Consider the following 18,256-nt stretch of genomic DNA (forward strand, 5'->3'; position numbering starts at 1 on the left):
AGAACTCGTGGACGACGTCCTGCGGCGCAACCCGCTCTTCGCGGCACTCGACGACGAGCAGGCCGCGGAGCTGCGCGCCTCCATGAGTGAGGTGACCCTCGCCCGTGGCGACTCCCTGTTCCACGAGGGCGACCCGGGCGACCGGCTCTACGTGGTCACCGAGGGCAAGGTCAAGCTTCACCGCACGTCTCCGGACGGCCGCGAGAACATGCTGGCGGTGGTCGGCCCCGGCGAGCTCATCGGCGAACTGTCGCTCTTCGACCCGGGCCCGCGCACGGCCACGGCGACCGCCCTCACCGAGGTCAAGCTCCTCGGCCTCGGCCACGGCGACCTCCAGCCCTGGCTGAACGCCCGGCCCGAGGTGGCCGCCGCCCTCCTGCGCGCCGTCGCCCGGCGACTGCGCAAGACCAACGACGCCATGTCCGACCTGGTCTTCTCGGACGTCCCCGGCCGCGTGGCGCGGGCCCTGCTGGACCTCTCCCGCCGCTTCGGCGTGCAGTCGGAGGAGGGCATCCACGTGGTCCACGACCTCACGCAGGAGGAGCTGGCGCAGCTCGTCGGCGCCTCTCGCGAGACGGTCAACAAGGCGCTCGCCGACTTCGCACAGCGAGGCTGGCTGCGACTGGAGGCGCGGGCCGTGATCCTGCTGGACGTGGAGCGGCTGGCGAAGCGCTCCCGCTGACGCTCGGTCCCGGCCGTCGTAGCGTGCGCTGGGGCTGAGGGCCGTCCTGGGGGCCGCGCCCCCAGACCCCCCTTCGGCCTTGAACGGGCCTCGTCCTCGAACGCCGGACGGGCTGTCAGGCGTCCCCTAGATCAGCCCGTGTTCCTGCAAGTACTCCATCTGCGCCCGCACCGACAGTTCCGCCGCGGGCCACAGGGAGCGGTCCACGTCGGCGTACACATGGGTGACGACCTCCGCGGGGGTGCGGTGACCGTTCTCCACGGCCGTCTCGACCTGGGCGAGGCGGTGGGCGCGGTGGGCGAGGTAGAACTCCACGGCCCCCTGGGCGTCCTCCAGGACCGGGCCGTGACCCGGGAGGACCGTGTGGACGCCGTCGTCGACCGTGAGGGACCTCAGACGGCGCAGGGTGTCCAGGTAGTCGCCCAGACGGCCGTCGGGGTGCGCCACGACCGTCGTGCCGCGGCCCAGGATCGTGTCGCCGGTCAGGATCGCCCGGTCGGCCGGCAGATGGAAGCTGAGGGAGTCGGCGGTGTGGCCGGGGGTCGGCACGACCCGCAGCTCCAGACCGCCCAGCGTGATCACGTCACCGGCCCCCAGACCCTCGTCGCCGAGCCGCAGCGCCGGGTCCAGGGCACGCACGCGCGTGCCGGTCAGTTCGGCGAAACGGACGGCGCCCTCGGCGTGGTCGGGATGGCCGTGGGTGAGCAGGGTCAGGGCGACGCGCTTTCCGGCCTGCTCCGCGGTGTCGACGACCGCGCGGAGGTGGCCGTCGTCCAGCGGGCCCGGGTCGATCACGACCGCCAGTTCGGAGCCCGGCTCGGAAACGATCCAGGTGTTCGTGCCGTCCAGGGTCATCGCGGAGGGATTGGGCGCGAGCACGTTCACCGCGCGCGTGGTCGCCGGTCCGGAGAGCACGCCTCCGCGCGGCTGGCCGGGCAGGGTGCTCGCGTCCGTCATGCGGGGCCTCCACCGGCGCCGATCGGGATGTGCTTGGTGAACTCGCCGTGGCCCGGCCAGGACAGCACGATCTCGTCGTCCGTCAGCCGGGCCTCGGCCAGGACGGCGGTCAGATCGCGGTCGTCGGCCGCGGCCAGCGCCTCGGCGGCCGTGGCGTACGGCGTCAGCTGGCGCAGGGTCGCGATGGTGGGCGGCATCATCGTCAGCTCGCCCCTGTCGTACCCGGCGGCGGCCTCCCGGGGACGGATCCACACGGTGCGGTCGGCCTCCGTGGACGCGTTCCGGGTGCGCTGGCCCTCGGGGAGCGCGGCCACGAAGAACCAGGTGTCGTAGCGGCGCGGCTCGAACTCCGGGGTGATCCAGCGCGTCCAGGCGCCCAGCAGGTCGGAGCGCAGGACGAGCCCGCGCCGGTCGAGGAACTCCGCGAAGGACAGCTCACGGGCGGCCACGGCGGCGCGGTCCGCCTCCCAGTCCTCGCCCGTCGTGTCGCCGACCACCGAGTCGGGGGCCGGTCCCGCGAGCAGGACGCCCGCCTCCTCGTACGTCTCCCGTACGGCCGCGCAGACGATCGCCTGGGCGGCCGCCTCGTCGACGCCGAGCCGCCGCGCCCACCACGCGCGCGTGGGGCCCGCCCAGCGCACGAGGCGCTCGTCGTCGCGCGGATCGACACCGCCGCCCGGGTAGGCGTACGCGCCTCCGGCGAAGGCCATGGAGGCGCGTCTGCGCAGCATGTGGACGACGGGACCGCCGGCGCCTTCTTTCGGGTCCTTCGGTTCCTTGGGGTCCTCTAGGATTTTCGGGTCCTTCAGGACCTTTGGGTCCTTGAGGAGCATCACGGTGGCCGCGCGCTTCGGCGCCACGGGCGTCAGCGTCCCGTCCGCGAGCGCTCGGATGCGTTCCGGCCAGTCCGAGGGAAACCACTGCCCATTCGCCATGGGCGCGAGGCTATCCCGTGGTGGGCGAATGTTCGAGAGGTGCCCTGAGCTGGTGTGGCTCGGTCCGTCGGCTCAGTCCGCCAGCTCGACCTGGATCTCCACCTCGACCGGCGCGTCCAGCGGAAGCACCGCGACACCCACCGCGCTGCGGGCGTGGACGCCCTTGTCGCCGAGGACCTCGCCGAGCAGCTCGCTCGCGCCGTTGAGGACGCCGGGCTGACCGGTGAAGTCGGCGGCCGACGCCACGAAGCCGACGACCTTCACCACGCGCGCGATGCGGTCCAGATCACCGGCGACCGACTTCACGGCGGCCAGGGCGTTCAGGGCGCAGGTGCGGGCCAGCGCTTTGGCCTCCTCGGCGGTGACCTCCGCACCGACCTTGCCGGTGACCGGCAGCTTGCCGTCCACCATGGGCAGCTGGCCGGCCGTGAACACGTACGGCCCGGACTGCACGGCGGGCTGGTAGGCCGCGAGCGGCGGCACCACTGCCGGCAGGGTCAGGCCGAGCTCGGCGAGGCGCGCCTCGACCGCGCTCACGCCTTCGCCCGCTTCAGGTAGGCGACGAGCTGCTCGGGGTTGTTCGGCCCGGGCACGACCTGGACGAGCTCCCAGCCGTCCTCGCCCCAGGTGTCCAGAATCTGCTTCGTGGCGTGGACGAGCAGCGGCACGGTTGCGTATTCCCACTTGGTCATGGGGCGACCTTATCGGCTGTCGACCGGGGGCCGTCCCCAGGCCAGGCGGCCGATCGCGCGCTCGGCGGACGCCTGGAGCCGCGCGGTCGTCCACGGGCCAAGTGGCCGATAGCCGCCCTCGTTGTCCACAGCCTCTCGATTGGCTCGGGCGCGGACTGGTTACGCTCGAAGACGTGAGCAGGCTCCAGGTCGTCAGCGGTAAGGGCGGGACCGGAAAGACGACGGTCGCCGCGGCCCTCGCGCTTGCCCTCGCCACGGCAGGGAAGCGGACGCTTCTCGTCGAGGTGGAGGGCCGGCAGGGCATCGCGCAGCTCTTCGAGACGGAGGCGTTGCCCTATGAGGAACGCAAGATCGCCGTCGCGCCAGGCGGTGGTGAGGTGTTCGCGCTCGCCATCGATCCCGAACTGGCCCTTCTGGACTACCTCCAGATGTTCTACAAACTGGGGGGCGCCGGACGGGCCCTGAAAAAACTGGGCGCCATCGACTTCGCCACCACCGTCGCGCCCGGTCTGAGGGACGTGCTCCTCACCGGCAAGGCGTGCGAGGCGGTGCGCAGGAAGGACAGGAGCGGACGGTTCCTGTACGACTACGTCGTCATGGACGCCCCGCCGACGGGCCGTGTGACCCGCTTCCTGAACGTCAACGACGAGGTCGCCGGGCTCGCCAAGATCGGCCCGATACACAATCAGGCGCAGGCCGTGATGCGGGTGCTGAAGTCGCCGGAGACGGCGGTGCACCTCGTCACGCTGCTGGAGGAGATGCCGGTCCAGGAGACGGCGGACGGCATCGCCGAACTGCGGGCGGCGAAGCTGCCGGTGGGCCGGGTCATCGTCAACATGGTGCGTCCCGAGGTGTTGGACTCGGATGGGCTGGAACTCGTACGAACCGTGACACGTTCCTCCCTTGCGCGGTCGTTGTCCGCGGCCGGGCTGGGCGGGGCGCGGCGCGGCGGGCGCGCCGAGCGGCTGGTGGACCCGCTTCTGCGGCAGGCCGAGGAGTACGCCGAGCGGTACACGCTGGAGCAGGAGCAGCGGGCGGTCCTGGGCGAGCTGGGTCTGCCACTGCACGAACTGCCGCTGCTCGCCGAGGGCATGGACCTGGCGGGTCTGTACGAACTCGCCACCGAGTTGCGGAAGCAGGGGATCGCATGAGCCGGGACCAGGCACAGTCGCAGCATCCGCTGTCCTCCGCGCGGGTCCTCGACATCGATCCGCTGCTCGACGACCCGGCGACCCGCATCGTAGTGTGCTGCGGTTCCGGTGGCGTCGGCAAGACGACCACGGCGGCGGCGCTGGGTCTCAGGGCGGCCGAGCGGGGCCGCAAGGTGGTCGTGCTGACCATCGATCCGGCGCGCCGGCTCGCGCAGTCCATGGGCATCGACTCGCTCGACAACACCCCGCGCCGGGTGAAGGGCATCGACGACTCCGCGGGCGGCGAACTGCACGCGATGATGCTCGACATGAAGCGCACCTTCGACGAGATCGTCGAGGCGCACGCGGATCCGGAGCGTGCGTCCGCGATCCTGTCGAACCCGTTCTACCAGTCGCTTTCGGCGGGTTTCGCGGGCACGCAGGAGTACATGGCGATGGAGAAGCTGGGGCAGCTGCGCGCCAAGGACGCGTGGGACCTGATCGTCGTGGACACCCCGCCCTCCCGTTCCGCGCTGGACTTCCTGGACGCGCCGAAGCGGCTGGGGTCGTTCCTGGACGGCAAGCTGATCCGCGTCCTGCTGGCGCCCGCCAAGGTGGGCGGGCGCGCCGGCATGAAGTTCCTGAACGTCGGGATGTCGATGATGACCGGCGCGCTCGGCAAACTGCTGGGCGGGCAGCTGCTGAAGGACGTACAGACGTTCGTGGCGGCGATGGACTCGATGTTCGGCGGGTTCCGCACACGCGCGGACGCCACGTACAAACTGCTGCAGGCGCCGGGGACGGCGTTCCTGGTGGTGGCGGCTCCCGAGCGGGACGCGCTGCGGGAGGCCGCGTACTTCGTGGAGCGGCTGGCCGCGGAGGACATGCCGCTGGCCGGTCTGGTGCTCAACCGGGTCCATGGCAGCGGGGCGGCCCAGCTGTCGGCCGAGCGGGCACTCGCCGCCGCGGAGAATCTCGACCTGGCCGACGGCGCTGACGCGAGCGCCGACGCCGCCGATTCCGCCGCGGCGGAAAATCTTGAAGAGTCCCGCATTGTGGATCAGGACGGCGGGAAAGCTGGACTTCGTAACTCTCCCGACACGTACGGCAGTTCAGAATCTCCCGCCCCCGAGATCACGGGCTCCGACTCCGGCTCCCCCATCGAGGTCGGCGAACGCGTCGACCCCGCGGCCTCGCGGACGGCCGAGGCCGACCGGACCGTGGACGACCTCACCGCAGGCCTGCTGAGGCTGCACGCCGAGCGTATGCATCTGCTCTCCCGCGAGCAGCGCACGCGCGACCGCTTCACCGCCCGCCATCCCGAGGTGGCGGTGACCGAGGTGGCGGCGCTGCCCGGCGATGTGCACGACCTCATGGGACTGCGGGACATCGGCAGCCGGCTCGCGGCCGACCGGCCGGAGCTTCCCGAGGCTGCCGACGTCTGAGCGGCGGAGGCGGCCCACCGCCGAGCCGACAGCAACCGAGTCGCCAGCCACAGCGGGACGTGCGGCTGCGGCGAGGCGTGCAGCTGCAGCGAGACAGACGGCTGCAGCGTGCACACGGCCGTAGCCGCGCGGAAACCGGCAGCCGCGCGTACGGCTGCAGGCATGCACGCGCACGGCTGGAGCCGAGCGTGCGCCTACAGCCGTGCCTTTGCTACAGCCGAGCCCTTGGGCTACAGCTACCCTCCTGGCCGCAGCCGAGCGGAAGGCGGCAACCGCACGGAAGACCGCAGCCCAGCGGAAAGCCGTGACCGAACGGCAAGCCATGGCCGAACGGAAGACCGCAGCCCGGCGGAAAGCCCTGGCCGAGCCGAAGGCCGCGGTCGAGCGGAGGACCGTGGCCGAGCGGAAGACCGTGGCGGCGCCAAAGGCCGTGGCCGCACGGAGGGTTGGTCTCAGCTCACCGCCGCATAGTTCTCGTACATCTCGTCATCGTCGAGCGACACGATGCCCGCGCCGCGCTCGTACTCCGAGCGCGCGGTCTCGAGCAGCCGGCGCCACGAGGTGACGGTCGGCCGTCGGCGCAGCAGGGCGCGGCGCTCGCGCTCCGTCATGCCTCCCCACACGCCGAACTCGACGCGGTTGTCGAGCGCGTCTGCCAGACATTCGGTGCGTACCGGGCATCCGGTGCACACTGCCTTGGCCCTGTTCTGCGCTGCTCCCTGAACGAACAGTTCATCCGGATCGGTAGTGCGGCAGGCAGCCTGCGCACTCCAGTCGGTTACCCAGCCCATACCGGCGCCGTCCTCTCCCGAATCGAGGCTCCCCCACGGCGGCAGCGGCATATTCACCGCCGCCAGTTGAGGACGTTACGGAAGGTGGGCACAGCGCAACACCCCCTTCGGGCCCAATCTTGAATGGCCCGAACGGACTATGCGTAAGCGGCAGATCACCCGGGGGAGTGAGCCCGCGACATACATGACTATCCCGACGAACGGGACAGTTCTCCTGGGTCACAACGGACGCCGGATGACACACAAGGCGGTTTCGGGCACGCCCCCACCAAAAAAGTTGGGGAACCTCCGGAACGTTTCGGGGTCGCCGGACGTATTGATACGTAGCCCTGCTGCTGTGACAGTTGAGAGCAGCTTAGGCCAAGGCATATACGCGTGTCCGGCGAATGAGAACGTAGGCTGCCCTCATGCCAAACAAGCGCTCGGGCGGTGGCCTGTCCGCCACGCAGCAGGCCGCCAAGTTCCTCGGTGTCAGTGTGCTCTCGGGAGCCGTGCTGGCGGGCATCGCGCTGCCCGCGTTCGGTGCCCTGGGGCTCGCCGCGAAGGGGTCGGTGGAGTCCTTCGACGAGCTCCCGGCCAACCTGAAGACGCCACCGCTGAGCCAGCGCACCACGATCCTGGACGCCAAGGGCTCCCAGATCGCGACGGTCTACTCCCGTGACCGCACGGTGGTCGACCTCAAGAACGTCTCGCCTTACATGCAGAAGGCGATCGTCGCGATCGAGGACTCGCGGTTCTACGAGCACGGCGCGGTCGACCTGAAGGGCGTCCTGCGCGCGCTCAACAAGAACGTGCAGAGCAGCGGCGTGTCCGAGGGCGCCTCCACACTCACCCAGCAGCTCGTGAAGAACGTCTTCGTGGAGGAGGCGGGCGACGACCCGACGAAGGTCGCGCAGGCCACCCAGCAGACGATCGGCCGCAAGATCAAGGAGCTGAAGTACGCGATCCAGGTGGAGGAGGAGCTCGGCAAGAAGAAGATCCTCGAGAACTACCTGAACATCACGTTCTTCGGCGAGCAGGCCTACGGCGTCGAGGCCGCCTCCCAGCGCTACTTCTCCACCCACGCCAAGGACCTCACCCTGCCCCAGGCGGCCATGCTGGCCGGCATCGTCCAGTCCCCGAGCCGCTACGACCCGGTGAACGACGCGACCGAGGCCACCAAGCGCCGTAACACCGTGCTCCAGCGCATGGCCGAGGTCGGCGACATCTCCGAGGCCGAGGCCGCCAAGGCGCAGAAGGCCCCGCTGGGTCTGAAGGTCAAACAGCCGAAGAACGGCTGCATCACCGCCGTCAAGGGCGCCAGCTTCTTCTGCAAGTACGTCGAGCGGGTCTTCCTCAGCGACCCGGTCTTCGGCAAGACGAAGGAGGCGCGGGCGAAGCTCTGGAACCAGGGCGGTCTGACCATCCGTACGACCCTCGACCCGCAGTCGCAGAAGTCCGTCCAGGCCAGCCTGAAGGATCACGTCTACAAGTCGGACAAGGTCGCCGCGGCTTCCACCCTGGTCGAGCCCGGCACCGGCAAGATCCTCGCGATGGGGCAGTCCAAGCCGTACGGCTACGGCAAGAACGAGACCGAGTACAACTACTCGGTCAACGCGTCCATGGGCGGCTCGAACTTCGGCTTCCCGACGGGTTCGACGTTCAAGCCGTTCCTGGCCGCGGCCGCGCTGGAGGAGGGCCGCCCCGCCAACCAGATGTACTCGGCGCCGTACTCGATGCAGTACCCGGCGACCGTCCAGACGTGCAGCGGCAGTCCGTGGGTCAACGACCGCGACTACAAGCTGGAGAACGAGAGCTCGACCGAGAAGGGTCCGTACGACCTGAAGACGGCCATGGCGAAGTCGGTCAACACCTACTTCGTGCAGATGCTCGCCGACATCGGCATGTGCCCCGTGGTGAAGATGACCAACGCGCTGGGCGTGGTCCAGGGCAACGGCGACAAGGTCCCCGAGGTGCCGTCCTCGATGACCCTCGGCTCCACCGGCCTCTCCCCGCTCACGATGGCCAGCGCGTACGCCGCCTTCGCCAGCCGCGGCATGTACTGCACCCCCATCGCCATCGAGTCGATCACCCAGACCGCGAACGGCAAGAAGAAGTCGCTCGAGGTCCCGAAGTCGACCTGCTCGCGCGCGATGACCGAGAAGACCGCGGACACCATCAACACCCTGCTGAGCGGTGTGATCGACTCCGGTACGGGCCAGCAGGCCGGCCTCTCGGGCCGCGACAACGCCGGTAAGACGGGTACGACGGACTCCCGCAAGAACGCCTGGTTCGTGGGCTACACCCCGAACCTCTCGGGCGCCGTCTGGGTCGGCAGCGCCACCCAGAAGGTCGAGATGAACAACATCACCATCGGCGGCGTCTACCACTCCCAGGTCTACGGCGGTGACACCCCCGGCCCGATCTGGCGCGACGCCATGACCGGCGCCCTCGACGGCAAGGACGCTCCGAGCTTCAACCTCGTCAACATCCCCAGCAGCAAGAAGGACAAGGGCGACGAGGACGGCAACGGCGACAACAACGGTGGGGACGACGGCAACGGCGACGGCTTCATCGGCGGCCTTCTGACCAACGGCGGGACGAGCAGCGGCTCGACCGGCGGTGACAACAACTCGACGGGCGGCCTCGGAGACCTGTTCCAGGGCCAGAGCAACGGGAACGGGAACGGAGGTGGGCGCGGCTGAGGCCCCGCGCCGCCGGCTTCACGGAAAACGGCCCCCGCGCTCTCGTACCGCATGGAAGTCGGTACGGCGGCGCGGGGGCCGTTCGTGTGCGGAGGCCGCTCGTGTGCGGAGGCCGCTCGAGTGCGGGCGGCGCCGCTCGAGTGCGGGGCCGTCAGCCCGCGAGCAGCTTCTTCACCGCCGCGGCGACCCGGCCGCCCTCGGCCTGGCCGGCCACCTTCGGGTTCACGATCTTCATGACGGCACCCATGGCCCGCGGTCCCTCCGCGCCCGCCGCCTTCGCCTCCGCGACGGCCTGGGCGACGATGTCGTCCAGCTCCTCGTCGCTGAGCTGCTTCGGCAGGTACGCGGCGAGCAGCTCGCCCTCCGCCTTCTCCCGCTCGGCCGACTCGGCGCGGCCACCCTGGGCGAAGGCCTCGGCGGCCTCGCGGCGCTTCTTGGCCTCCCGGGTGATCACCTTCTGCACCTCGTCGTCGGAGAGCTCGCGCTTCTGCTTGCCCGCGACCTCCTCCTTGGTGATCGCGGTGAGCGTCAGCCGGAGCGTCGAGGAGCGGAGCTCGTCGCGCTCCTTGATCGCGGCGTTGAGGTCTTCCTGCAGCTTCGACTTGAGCGTGGTCATGCCGTCGATTGTCGCAGGTGTGACAGGCCCGGTGCCCCTTCATTTAGGGGAGGGTGGCCGACGGGTTGTCAGCCATGCGCCACGGGTCTGACACGATGGAGGTATGCGCGCGCGATACGGAGTACCTCTGTCCATCGCGGCGGCTGGCGCCGCCGGTCTGGCCTACGCGGCGGGTTTTGAAGCCCGCTCCTTCCGCCTCCGACGAGTGACGGTCCCCGTACTCCCCACCGGCATGCGCCCCCTGCGCGTGTTGCAGGTCTCCGACATCCACATGGTCGGCGGCCAGCGCAAGAAGCAGCGCTGGCTGCGCTCGCTGGCCGGCCTGCGCCCCGACTTCGTGATCAATACGGGCGACAACCTCTCCGACCCCGACGGCGTGCCGGAGACCCTGGACGCGCTGGGTCCGCTCATGGAGTTCCCGGGAGCGTACGTCTTCGGCTCGAACGACTACTACGGCCCGAAGCCGCGCAACCCCGCCCGCTACCTGTTGGAGAAGACCCAGGGCCGCCACGGCCTGAACGGCAACCCTCCCGCGGTCGGCGTCGTCCACAACCCGTGGGAGGACCTGCGGGAAGGCTTCGACGGGGCGGGCTGGCTGAACCTGACGAACACACGGGGCGTGCTGAAGATCGACGGCATGTCGCTGGAGCTGACGGGTCTGGACGACCCCCACATCAAGCGGGACCGGTACGCGCAGGTGGCCGGCGGCCCCTCGGCCTCCGCCGACTTCTCGATGGGCGTCGTACACGCCCCCTACCTCCGCGTCCTGGACGCGTACACCGCGGACGACTACCCCCTGGTCCTGGCCGGCCACACCCACGGCGGCCAGATCTGCATCCCCTTCTACGGCGCCCTCGTCACCAACTGCGACCTGGACGCTGACCGTGTGAAAGGCCTGTCGACCCACACGGCGGAGGGACGCACGTCGTACCTGCACGTATCGGCGGGCTGCGGCACGAACCGCTACACCCCGGTGAGGTTCGCGTGCCCACCGGAGGTGACGTTGCTGACGTTGGTGGAGAAGGAGTAGGGCTGCGGTTCACGGGCGACGGCTGGGGCTTGTGAGACAGCTGAAGCCGGCCGGCTCCCTCGTACGGACCACCCGTATCGCCCCTTTTGCCCCACCTGCCTAGCGTGAGGGCATGACCGCGCCGATACCCAGGGACATCCCGGACCTGCCCGCGATTCCGCGGACCCACGCGCTCCTGCCCTCCTTCGTCCCCGCCTCCGCGGTGGTGTCACCAGTACGCCGCCCCCTGGCCGCCGTCCTGCGCCTGCTGCTCGTCGGCACGGCGGCCACGGCCGTGATCCTGGCCGTCCTGCTCAGCAGCCCACGGCACGCACTGAGCCACTTCTCGGTCCAGAGCAACCTGCTGCTCGCCCTGGTCACCCTCCTCTCGGCCCGCCGCGCCTGGTCGGCCCGCAACCCGCTCTCCTCCGCCCTGACCGGCGCGGCACTCCTCTACATCACGATCACCGGCCTGGTGTACCACCTGCTCCTGGCGGACGCGACGACCCCGTTCTCGGTGACGAGCGCGACGACGGCCCCCACCGGCTGGCACGCCGTCGCCAACCACCTCCTCCACACGGTGACACCGGCGGCCGCCCTGCTGGACTGGCTGCTGCTGACACCACCCGCCCGCATGCGCCTGCGCCAGGCGGCGCCATGGATGCTCTACCCGCTGGCCTACCTGGCGTTCTTCCTCATCCGCGCCGAACTGATCCACTCCGGCGCCCCGGGCCGCTACCTCTACCCCCTCCTCGACGCCGAGGCCCACGGCTTCAAGCACACCCTCGCCAACGCACTCCTCCTGGGCCTCTCCTTCTACGCCCTGGCAGTCCTCCTCGTGGCCCTCGACCACACCTGCCCCAACCCGATCCGCCACCGTGCCAAAACCGGATTTCGTCTCCAGCCACCAGTGGGCTAAAGTAAACGACGTCGCCGCGACAAGCAGGACAAGCAGCGACATCGGGGTGTAGCGCAGCTTGGCAGCGCGCTTCGTTCGGGACGAAGAGGTCGTGGGTTCAAATCCCGCCACCCCGACAGAGAAACACCAGGTGAGGGCCGGACTACTGACGTCAGTAGTCCGGCCCTCAGCGTTTGCGTGTCTATCTGCGTGACTATCGATCCCTGAGTGCTCGCTGCGTGCCTACGGCTGCTGCGACGCGGCTCCAAAGATGCCGTCCATGACCACGGCACCAGTCTGGATCACAGGCCGGATCTGCTTCCGGTAGACCTCCTCGGTCACGGCCGTACCGGAGTGGCCGACGAGCCGGGAAATCTCCTCCAACGGGACGCCACGGTCGGAGAGCAGAGACACGAAGCTGTGCCGGAGCTCCCGCGGCGTCCACTCGTCGGCGTTCACCCCGTCGACGTCCTTGAGCGCCTGGCGGAAGGCGCGCCGGACGTTGGCAGCGTCGAGCGGCTTGCCGACGGCCGAGGAGAAGACGAGCCCGTGTTCCTCCCATTTCTCGTCGGCGGCGAGTCGATCCCAGCCCTGATCTTCGAATTGCTGCCAGAGAGCTTCGACGCAGCGGGCCGGGAGAGCGAGCGTGCGCCGAGACTTCCGGGTCTTGGTGTCCCCAGTGCGCCGGACCGACCGCCAGACGGCGATGTGAGGAGGCTGCGGCGGGTCCATCTCGGGTCGGCCTTTCAGGAAGACGTGGTCCCAGGTGAGGGCCCGGAGTTCTTCGGTGCGAGCGCCGGTCAGCAGGGCGAGGACGATGTAGGCATGCATCGAGGTCCCCTCGGCGCCCTTGAGCACGGACTCAGCTTGCGCGAAGGTCAGCGCTTTGGACGGGCGTCCAGCCTGCCCCTGGGGGACCGAGCACAGCTCGACGACGTTGCGCTTCACCTTGTCTCGCGCCATGGCACGCTTGACCGCGCGGTTCAGGTACGAGTGGATTGACTGGAGGGTGCGGGTGCTGAGCGTCTTGGCTTTCGTGGCCAGCCAACGGTCAACCTCCTCCGCGCTGAGGTCGCGGAGCTTGCGAGCACCGAGCGACGGAATGACGTGCTTCTCGCTGAGGAGCGTGGTGGTTTCGAGGGTGCTGGAGTCGAGGCCAGCCAGGCCGTACGCGAGCCAGTCTTTGACCGCGTCCTTCACCGTGTAGTTGGTCGGGGCGATCGCGAGGCCGTCTTCGTGGTCCCGCAACACTTCCTTGAGCTTGTTCTTCGCCTCCGTCTTGGTCTTGCCACTCCCCCGCTTGACGATCCGCTTGCCACTGGGATCGAACCCGAAGTTCGCCGTGGCGATCCAACGCTGTCTCTTCTCGTCCCAGTGCAGGCCGCCGTCACCACGGCTACGACGCTTGGTCATCAGGCCGCGTCTCCCATCTGGTGTCGGATGAAGGCGCGTACGGCGTCATCCGGGATACGGCGGCATCCGTCGACCTTGATGGAGACCAGGCGGCGGGTCCGGATGAGGTCGTACACCTTGGTCCGGCCGACCTTGAGCCGGGTCATGACCTCCGGCACGGTGAGCAGTTCGGGGGCAGCAGTGGTCATACAGCGGCTCCGTGCAGGTCGGGTTCGTCTCTCAGGGCTTCGCGGGCGGTCTCGCGGTTGAGTTCGATGTCTCGGCGGATCGTGGCGGCGAGCCAGGATTCGCCGAGGGTGTGGCCGTGGCCGGCGTAGGACCAGTGGGCGAGGGTGAGCGTCGTTGCCTCCGGGGCATCGGGGTCGGGCAGGCCGAGGGCTTCGCGCTGTTGCTGCGCGCGGTAGTCGGCGCGGACCTGGCGGAGGGCGCCGAGGGTGGTGGAGTAGCGGCGGGACTTGGTGGAGAAGTGGCCGCGGAAGCCGAGCATGTGAGCCCAGTCCCGCAACTTGCGCTCCGGGTAGAGCGGGTGCAGGTCGAGGCAGGCCGAGATGAGCCGACGCGGATGCTCGGGCACGTCGAGCAGGATGAGTACTTCCTTGTTGCCGATGCGGCGGTCAACGGTGCCGGTGGTCTCGGCGGCTTTGGTGGCGTACTTGGCCACGTACGAGGCCACCGCCTGTTCGGTGATCTCCTCACCATCACCAAAGGCACCGATCGGCTGTACGTCGAGTTGGGCGCCCCAACGCAGGACGCGGGACGGCTGGTCACCGGCCGGAGGCACGTCGACCGCGACGCGAGCGGCAGCAGCCTTGATCGCCTCTGCGAGGAGGTCGAGCGTGGCCCAGGCCGGGGGCGGCGAGTCGGGCCCGTCCGGCCCGTCGAAGCGAATCACGGCGTGGAAGTGCACGGCACCGCGCTTCTGGTACTCGGCGACCTTGCCGAAGGCGACGCGGGACTGTGCGTGGGCTTCCTTCTGCGTGAGACCAGCGCGGCGGGCGATCTCGCGGCGCAGGTAGATCGTGAAGTAACGCCACAGTTCGGAGGCGTGGTTGTTCCACAGCACAGCGCCCGTGTAGTCGTAGGCGTCCGGGGCGAGCGGGGTGCCGAGTTCGGGCGCGTCCTCGTCGTGGCGGGTGCCGCAGCGGCAGGGGCGGTTACCGGGGCGGTTGTGGACCGGCCCGAAGGACGGGGCGGTCAGGGTCGCGAACACGCGGGGGTGGTCCCGGATCGTGTCCGGGGTGCCCTTTGCTGGATCGCCGACCAGGCCCGCGCGGATCAGGTGGTACGTGTCGCCCGCGTACGTCCAGGCGCATGCGGGGCAGCGAGATGCGCGGCGGTTGCCGCACGCAACGCGGAGACGGCCGCCAGGTTCGCTGTCGGTGCTGTAGCTGTGGAGGACCTGACCGGAGGCCCGGTCACGGGTGACGGTGGCGCCCTGGAGGTGGATCGGGTCGGAGCAACCGCCCGTACGGCGAATCTGGTCCTGGATACGGTCGAAGCTGGAGGACCCGGCCAGCCTCAGCACGTCGGCGAGGGCGGCCGGGTCCAGGCCCGCCATGGCGGCGGAGTCGGTCACGCCTTGTTCTCCTTGAGGATCGAGCGGACGACGACCGCGCACACGGCGACGGAGGCGGCGGTGATCGCGACGGCGAGGAGCATGGAGACCAGGACCGCGCCCACGACCAGGACCACGGCGCCGCCCCCGGCGACCAGGGCGAGCGTGCTGCCAGCGGTGAGCTGAACGGCCGGCCGATTGCCGGACGGGGCAGGCGGAACCGGGGTGTGGGCAGGGACGTAAGGCACCGGGCTGTAGACGGTCGGAGCCGTCGGAGCGGGAGCCGGGGCGGTGTCCTGCGGCGGGTACTTCGGGGTGAACACGTGAATGGTCCCTTCGGGCGTGATCAGTTGAGGAGAGTGGCGACGGCCGGCGCGAGGACGCTGTTCGCGACGAGGTAGCCGCCCAGGAGCAGCAGGGCGACCAGCCACCACGGCGGACGGGCGAGCTGGATGCCGAGGACGGCGACGACGAGCACGGCGAACCAGAGGGGGACGTCCATGGCGGATCTCCTGTCAGGCCTTGCAGCGGTGGGTGCGGGCGGCGAGTTCGGCGGCGGAACGGCTGTCGTACTCGGCGGAGAAGTCGCAGCGCGGAGCCGTGCAGGCGGCGAGATGGCGGTTACGGCCACGAGCGAGGAACGAGGCGACCTGTACGGGACCGAAGCGGCGGACGTTACGGAAGCGGGGGCTGGACATCAGTGGGCGTCCTTTCCGGTGAAGTCGTCGATGTGGTCGGCGAGCCACTGACGGATCTCGGGCTGTTCGTCGTCGGTGGCCTGGTTGATCGCGGCTTCGCCGACGGCGAGGGCTTCGACGAGCCGGTTGCGGCGGGTCAGCTCTGCGGCGTACTCCAGTGCCGAGCGGATAGCGGGACGCATGCCGGTCTCCCTTCTCAGAGGTGGGCTGCGACGGCGGGCGTCATGGACGGAGGCAGACCGAGCCGGACGCGCACGGCGTCGGGGTCGGCGGGGTGGCCGGTGGCGGCTTGGTGCTCTTCTGCGAGGGCGCGGACACGGTCGACGAGGGCGGGCGGAAGGGCGACCACGGGAGCAGGCGCCGGGACGGTGACCACCTCGGAGACGGTTTCCGGTGGCGACGCCGGGAGGGCGTCACGGTGGGGCTCGTCGACCACAGGCGGGACCGAGGGCCGTCCGGCATCCGGATCCGACGCCACCGAGGTCGAAGACGGCTCGGAGGTGTGCGGTCCGTGCGCGAGGAGTGTTCCGCCGAAGAAGGCAACGGCAGGCCATCCGGCGACCACGACCCGGAGCGACGCGGGGACGTGGTCCAGGTCGAGGAGGCCGGCCGTGGCGATGTTGGCGCCGAGGGACGCGGCCAGGGCGACCAGGAACCACAGCCGCGCTCCCCCGGCTGGTTGTCCGGCACGCTGCTGGGCAGGCATCCGACGCCAGGCGGCAACCAGCAGCAGGTCAACGCTGACCGGGTAGGCCCACGCTTTCCAGCCGCCCTGTCCGGCCGCCTCCGCAATGTCGTGCAGGTGGGCGAAGGACAGGGCGCCCGCGATGACGGCCTGCACGATCACGGCGTCCACGCGGGCGAGGTGGGCACGCATCGGCTCGTCTCCTTTGAGTTTCGGGCATGGGAGGGGTAGGGACTTGGCGCGATGCGGTCACGCCGACCGTGGGGAGAGGAGTGCGGCTACTCAGTCACCGGGCGCACGGTCGGCGCAGGGGTGACGGACGGCGTCGATCCGTCGGTGTTGGCAGTGACGACGGGCCGGAAGGCGTCGAGGCGGGGCAGTTCCGGCACGAGAGCGGAGGTAGCGCGGCAGACTGCCGCCGCTTCGTCGAGGGTGAGATGCGGGGAGCGGGCACGGGACCAGCCGCCGGAGGAGTCACCGACGATGGCGACGCCGGGACGCTCGGAGGGAATGGCGGTTGCGGCGAGGGCCGCTTCCGGGGAGATGTCGGCGAGCGCCATGTTCGCCGACGACTCGTCGTTGACACGGTGGCAGATACGGCCGGTGAGCTGGGCACGGAGCATGGTGGCGCCCTTGCCGAGTTCGGAGCCGAAGCGCTGCCCGCACACTTCGAGGAAGATGCCGGCCGCGCGACCGAGCTGGGCGACGCGGATCAGCTTGGTGACCATGGCATCGCGCCGCTTCTCGTCGTCCCGGCTTGCGGCGAGGAAGAGTTCCGCCACCTCGTCGACGACGACCACGACCGGCACCGGGCGCACCTTCTCCGGCAGCCCCCACAGGTCCGAGGTGAGGACGGCATCCGGCCCGGCGGCGGAGCTGAGACCGATGAGCCGGTAACGGGCCTCCATCTCTTCCAGGAGGACGTCAAGGAGGTCGTTCGCCCGGTCCGGGGTGTCGGCGAGGGCCGACAGGCGGGGCGCGAACGGGGCGAGTTCGACGCCCCATTTACAGTCGATGCCGACGAGCACGACCGGTTGCCGTGCCAGGCCACAGACCAGGTTGCGCAGGTAGACGGACTTCCCGGACTGCGTGGCGCCGAGGATGAGTTCATGCGGCACGGTACGGAAGTCCCGCACGTGCCAGTGCCCGTCATCCCGAAGCGCCAGCGGCAGAGACAGCGGACCGCCACCCTTACGCCACCGCACAGGAGGCCGTACGTCCGCCAGCACATCCCAGCCGATCAGCCGCAGTTCGAGCCATCCCGGCTTGGTCGGTCGGATGTGCACGGCATGAGCCGCCCAGGCATGCCGCAACCGGTCGGCTGAGGCCATGAAGTCCTCCGGAGCCTGCCCGGTCGCCATCCGCAGCCGCATCACCAGGCCGGCCCCGGTGGGCCGCGGGAATGTCCGACGAGGCGGTACGGGAGCCGCTTCCCTCCCGACCAGGCGAGCCGTGGCCCGACGGACGGCCGAAGCCGGGACCGTCAGACCACAGGCGTCCATCGTGGCCCGGTACGTGGTGAGCACGCGCAGCGCGACGAGCGGATACCCGACGAGCCACCAGAAGGCGACCGGGAACTGGCGCCGCAGCACGAGCAGCCCGGCGAGGGTGAGCAAGCAGAGCGTCAGCGTCCAGATGGCGTTGGTCATGGCCGCTCAGCCCTGTACCGGAGCCGGGGCGTTGACCATGACCGCGTCGGCCCGGTACGCGATGCCGTGCCGCATGCGTCCGCCGAACTCGCTTTCCCACGGCCGCGCGATGAGCCCGGACAGGACGACCGGGGCGCCCATGACCAGGCCCTCACCGATGCCCGGCTCCGGCACGGTCACCTTGATCATGTCCGAACCGCCCGCCGCGATGAACACGAGTTCCAGGACCATGAGCCGCTGGTTCGTGGCCGGATCCACGGCTACCTCACCGGTCTGACGGTCCTTCACCTTGACCTCCGGCAGCTTGGTGACGAGCAGCGTCGCGGCGGAGACGTCTACGGGGATGACACGCATTTCCTGAACCTCACTGTTTCGATCTGGATACCCCCCTAGACAGCAAGGGAGGCGACCCGCCCT

At 69.9% G+C, this 18,256-nt stretch carries 22 protein-coding genes and 1 tRNA gene; 7 read left to right on the forward strand and 16 right to left on the reverse strand.

Going from position 1 to position 18,256, the window contains the following annotated elements:
* Positions 1-7 precede the first annotated feature (7 nt).
* Entirely contained in the window at positions 8-682 is a 675-nt protein-coding gene (locus ABT057_RS28080; RefSeq protein WP_029382547.1) for a Crp/Fnr family transcriptional regulator, read from the forward strand.
* Positions 683-808: 126 nt separating this feature from the next.
* Here ABT057_RS28080 and ABT057_RS28085 read toward each other — a convergent pair whose 3' ends face one another.
* From ABT057_RS28085 to sp36, 4 genes are all read right to left on the reverse strand, one after another.
* Positions 809-1,639, reverse strand: a complete 831-nt coding sequence (locus ABT057_RS28085; protein WP_352346389.1) for an MBL fold metallo-hydrolase — start codon at positions 1,637-1,639, stop codon at positions 809-811.
* Entirely contained in the window at positions 1,636-2,574 is a 939-nt protein-coding gene (locus tag ABT057_RS28090) for an NUDIX hydrolase (RefSeq protein WP_352346390.1), read from the reverse strand. Before ABT057_RS28090 ends, ABT057_RS28085 begins: the two co-directional genes overlap by 4 nt.
* A gap of 72 nt (positions 2,575-2,646) precedes the next feature.
* The gene (locus ABT057_RS28095) at positions 2,647-3,111 is read right to left on the reverse strand and encodes a RidA family protein (protein ID WP_352346391.1); all 465 of its coding nucleotides are present in this window, start codon (positions 3,109-3,111) and stop codon (positions 2,647-2,649) included.
* Positions 3,108-3,266, reverse strand: coding sequence for a Sp36 family protein (gene sp36, locus ABT057_RS28100; protein ID WP_020129281.1), 159 nt, complete (start codon positions 3,264-3,266; stop codon positions 3,108-3,110). The genes ABT057_RS28095 and sp36 overlap by 4 nt, the downstream gene beginning before the upstream one ends.
* A gap of 173 nt (positions 3,267-3,439) precedes the next feature.
* Between sp36 and bagA the strand changes: the two genes are divergently transcribed.
* Together bagA and bagB are read left to right on the forward strand one after the other, a co-directional pair.
* Positions 3,440-4,417, forward strand: coding sequence for an ATPase BagA (gene bagA / locus ABT057_RS28105; RefSeq protein ID WP_352346392.1), 978 nt, complete (start codon positions 3,440-3,442; stop codon positions 4,415-4,417).
* Positions 4,414-5,841, forward strand: coding sequence for an ATPase BagB (bagB, locus tag ABT057_RS28110; RefSeq protein WP_352346393.1), 1,428 nt, complete (start codon positions 4,414-4,416; stop codon positions 5,839-5,841). Before bagA ends, bagB begins: the two co-directional genes overlap by 4 nt.
* Before the next feature lie 452 nt (positions 5,842-6,293).
* On the opposite strand, the gene wblA is transcribed toward bagB, so the two are convergent.
* Positions 6,294-6,632, reverse strand: a complete 339-nt coding sequence (wblA, locus tag ABT057_RS28115) for a transcriptional regulator WblA (protein ID WP_208117087.1) — start codon at positions 6,630-6,632, stop codon at positions 6,294-6,296.
* Between the two features lie 407 nt (positions 6,633-7,039).
* On the opposite strand from wblA, the gene ABT057_RS28120 reads away from it, so the two are divergent.
* Positions 7,040-9,316 carry a transglycosylase domain-containing protein gene (locus ABT057_RS28120; protein ID WP_352346394.1) on the forward strand — a complete coding sequence of 759 codons (2,277 nt, stop codon included), beginning with the start codon at positions 7,040-7,042 and terminating at the stop codon, positions 9,314-9,316.
* Between the two features lie 151 nt (positions 9,317-9,467).
* Here ABT057_RS28120 and ABT057_RS28125 read toward each other — a convergent pair whose 3' ends face one another.
* Complete coding sequence (locus tag ABT057_RS28125; protein WP_352346395.1) at positions 9,468-9,932, reverse strand: GatB/YqeY domain-containing protein; 465 nt, start codon at positions 9,930-9,932, stop codon at positions 9,468-9,470.
* A gap of 103 nt (positions 9,933-10,035) precedes the next feature.
* On the opposite strand from ABT057_RS28125, the gene ABT057_RS28130 reads away from it, so the two are divergent.
* The 3 genes from ABT057_RS28130 to ABT057_RS28140 all read left to right on the forward strand — a co-directional run bounded on the left by ABT057_RS28130 (position 10,036) and on the right by ABT057_RS28140 (position 11,976).
* Positions 10,036-10,962: a metallophosphoesterase gene (locus ABT057_RS28130; RefSeq protein ID WP_352346396.1), complete on the forward strand. Its 927-nt coding sequence runs from the start codon at positions 10,036-10,038 to the stop codon at positions 10,960-10,962.
* 112 nt (positions 10,963-11,074) lie between these two features.
* On the forward strand, positions 11,075-11,860 hold the full coding sequence (locus ABT057_RS28135; protein WP_352346397.1) for a Pr6Pr family membrane protein: 786 nt from the start codon (positions 11,075-11,077) through the stop codon (positions 11,858-11,860).
* A gap of 42 nt (positions 11,861-11,902) precedes the next feature.
* A tRNA-Pro gene (locus tag ABT057_RS28140) sits at positions 11,903-11,976 on the forward strand.
* Positions 11,977-12,082: 106 nt separating this feature from the next.
* Here ABT057_RS28140 and ABT057_RS28145 read toward each other — a convergent pair.
* The 10 genes from ABT057_RS28145 to ABT057_RS28190 form a co-directional block, all read right to left on the reverse strand.
* Positions 12,083-13,252 carry a site-specific integrase gene (locus ABT057_RS28145; RefSeq protein ID WP_352346398.1) on the reverse strand — a complete coding sequence of 390 codons (1,170 nt, stop codon included), beginning with the start codon at positions 13,250-13,252 and terminating at the stop codon, positions 12,083-12,085.
* Positions 13,252-13,440: a helix-turn-helix domain-containing protein gene (locus tag ABT057_RS28150; protein ID WP_352346399.1), complete on the reverse strand. Its 189-nt coding sequence runs from the start codon at positions 13,438-13,440 to the stop codon at positions 13,252-13,254. The genes ABT057_RS28145 and ABT057_RS28150 overlap by 1 nt, the downstream gene beginning before the upstream one ends.
* Positions 13,437-14,828: a replication initiator protein RepSA gene (gene repSA / locus ABT057_RS28155; protein ID WP_352346400.1), complete on the reverse strand. Its 1,392-nt coding sequence runs from the start codon at positions 14,826-14,828 to the stop codon at positions 13,437-13,439. The genes ABT057_RS28150 and repSA overlap by 4 nt, the downstream gene beginning before the upstream one ends.
* Positions 14,825-15,130, reverse strand: a complete 306-nt coding sequence (locus ABT057_RS28160; protein ID WP_352346401.1) for a SpdD protein — start codon at positions 15,128-15,130, stop codon at positions 14,825-14,827. The genes repSA and ABT057_RS28160 overlap by 4 nt, the downstream gene beginning before the upstream one ends.
* A gap of 23 nt (positions 15,131-15,153) precedes the next feature.
* The gene (locus ABT057_RS28165) at positions 15,154-15,309 is read right to left on the reverse strand and encodes a hypothetical protein (protein ID WP_352346402.1); all 156 of its coding nucleotides are present in this window, start codon (positions 15,307-15,309) and stop codon (positions 15,154-15,156) included.
* A 13-nt stretch (positions 15,310-15,322) separates the two neighbouring features.
* Positions 15,323-15,505, reverse strand: coding sequence for a mobile element transfer protein (locus ABT057_RS28170; protein WP_352346403.1), 183 nt, complete (start codon positions 15,503-15,505; stop codon positions 15,323-15,325).
* Positions 15,505-15,687, reverse strand: a complete 183-nt coding sequence (locus tag ABT057_RS28175) for a hypothetical protein (RefSeq protein ID WP_352346404.1) — start codon at positions 15,685-15,687, stop codon at positions 15,505-15,507. The genes ABT057_RS28170 and ABT057_RS28175 overlap by 1 nt, the downstream gene beginning before the upstream one ends.
* A 14-nt stretch (positions 15,688-15,701) precedes the next feature.
* Positions 15,702-16,382 carry a DUF2637 domain-containing protein gene (locus ABT057_RS28180; protein WP_352346405.1) on the reverse strand — a complete coding sequence of 227 codons (681 nt, stop codon included), beginning with the start codon at positions 16,380-16,382 and terminating at the stop codon, positions 15,702-15,704.
* A gap of 86 nt (positions 16,383-16,468) precedes the next feature.
* A complete protein-coding gene (locus ABT057_RS28185; RefSeq protein WP_352346406.1) occupies positions 16,469-17,839 on the reverse strand; it encodes an FtsK/SpoIIIE domain-containing protein in 1,371 nt (456 codons plus the stop codon).
* Positions 17,840-17,845: 6 nt separating this feature from the next.
* Positions 17,846-18,193, reverse strand: a complete 348-nt coding sequence (locus ABT057_RS28190; RefSeq protein WP_352346407.1) for an SCO3933 family regulatory protein — start codon at positions 18,191-18,193, stop codon at positions 17,846-17,848.
* Between the last annotated feature and the right edge of the window lie 63 nt (positions 18,194-18,256).

Origin of the sequence: Streptomyces sp. NPDC002588 (assembly GCF_040295925.1) — a bacterium.
In the GTDB taxonomy this organism is placed as follows: Bacteria; Actinomycetota; Actinomycetes; order Streptomycetales; family Streptomycetaceae; genus Streptomyces.

What these genes read in the sequence shown, in the direction of transcription:
- ABT057_RS28090 (WP_352346390.1), bottom strand. Translation starts at nt 2,574, where the DNA reads ATGGCGAATGGGCAGTGGTTTCCCTCGGACTGGCCGGAACGCATCCGA.
- ABT057_RS28185 (WP_352346406.1), bottom strand. Translation starts at nt 17,839, where the DNA reads ATGACCAACGCCATCTGGACGCTGACGCTCTGCTTGCTCACCCTCGCC.
- ABT057_RS28130 (WP_352346396.1), top strand. Translation starts at nt 10,036, where the DNA reads ATGCGCGCGCGATACGGAGTACCTCTGTCCATCGCGGCGGCTGGCGCC.
- ABT057_RS28165 (WP_352346402.1), bottom strand. Translation starts at nt 15,309, where the DNA reads ATGGACGTCCCCCTCTGGTTCGCCGTGCTCGTCGTCGCCGTCCTCGGC.
- ABT057_RS28150 (WP_352346399.1), bottom strand. Translation starts at nt 13,440, where the DNA reads ATGACCACTGCTGCCCCCGAACTGCTCACCGTGCCGGAGGTCATGACC.
- ABT057_RS28125 (WP_352346395.1), bottom strand. Translation starts at nt 9,932, where the DNA reads ATGACCACGCTCAAGTCGAAGCTGCAGGAAGACCTCAACGCCGCGATC.
- ABT057_RS28190 (WP_352346407.1), bottom strand. Translation starts at nt 18,193, where the DNA reads ATGCGTGTCATCCCCGTAGACGTCTCCGCCGCGACGCTGCTCGTCACC.
- ABT057_RS28145 (WP_352346398.1), bottom strand. Translation starts at nt 13,252, where the DNA reads ATGACCAAGCGTCGTAGCCGTGGTGACGGCGGCCTGCACTGGGACGAG.
- ABT057_RS28175 (WP_352346404.1), bottom strand. Translation starts at nt 15,687, where the DNA reads ATGCGTCCCGCTATCCGCTCGGCACTGGAGTACGCCGCAGAGCTGACC.
- ABT057_RS28170 (WP_352346403.1), bottom strand. Translation starts at nt 15,505, where the DNA reads ATGTCCAGCCCCCGCTTCCGTAACGTCCGCCGCTTCGGTCCCGTACAG.
- bagB (WP_352346393.1), top strand. Translation starts at nt 4,414, where the DNA reads ATGAGCCGGGACCAGGCACAGTCGCAGCATCCGCTGTCCTCCGCGCGG.
- ABT057_RS28085 (WP_352346389.1), bottom strand. Translation starts at nt 1,639, where the DNA reads ATGACGGACGCGAGCACCCTGCCCGGCCAGCCGCGCGGAGGCGTGCTC.
- sp36 (WP_020129281.1), bottom strand. Translation starts at nt 3,266, where the DNA reads ATGACCAAGTGGGAATACGCAACCGTGCCGCTGCTCGTCCACGCCACG.
- ABT057_RS28180 (WP_352346405.1), bottom strand. Translation starts at nt 16,382, where the DNA reads ATGCGTGCCCACCTCGCCCGCGTGGACGCCGTGATCGTGCAGGCCGTC.
- ABT057_RS28135 (WP_352346397.1), top strand. Translation starts at nt 11,075, where the DNA reads ATGACCGCGCCGATACCCAGGGACATCCCGGACCTGCCCGCGATTCCG.
- wblA (WP_208117087.1), bottom strand. Translation starts at nt 6,632, where the DNA reads ATGGGCTGGGTAACCGACTGGAGTGCGCAGGCTGCCTGCCGCACTACC.
- ABT057_RS28120 (WP_352346394.1), top strand. Translation starts at nt 7,040, where the DNA reads ATGCCAAACAAGCGCTCGGGCGGTGGCCTGTCCGCCACGCAGCAGGCC.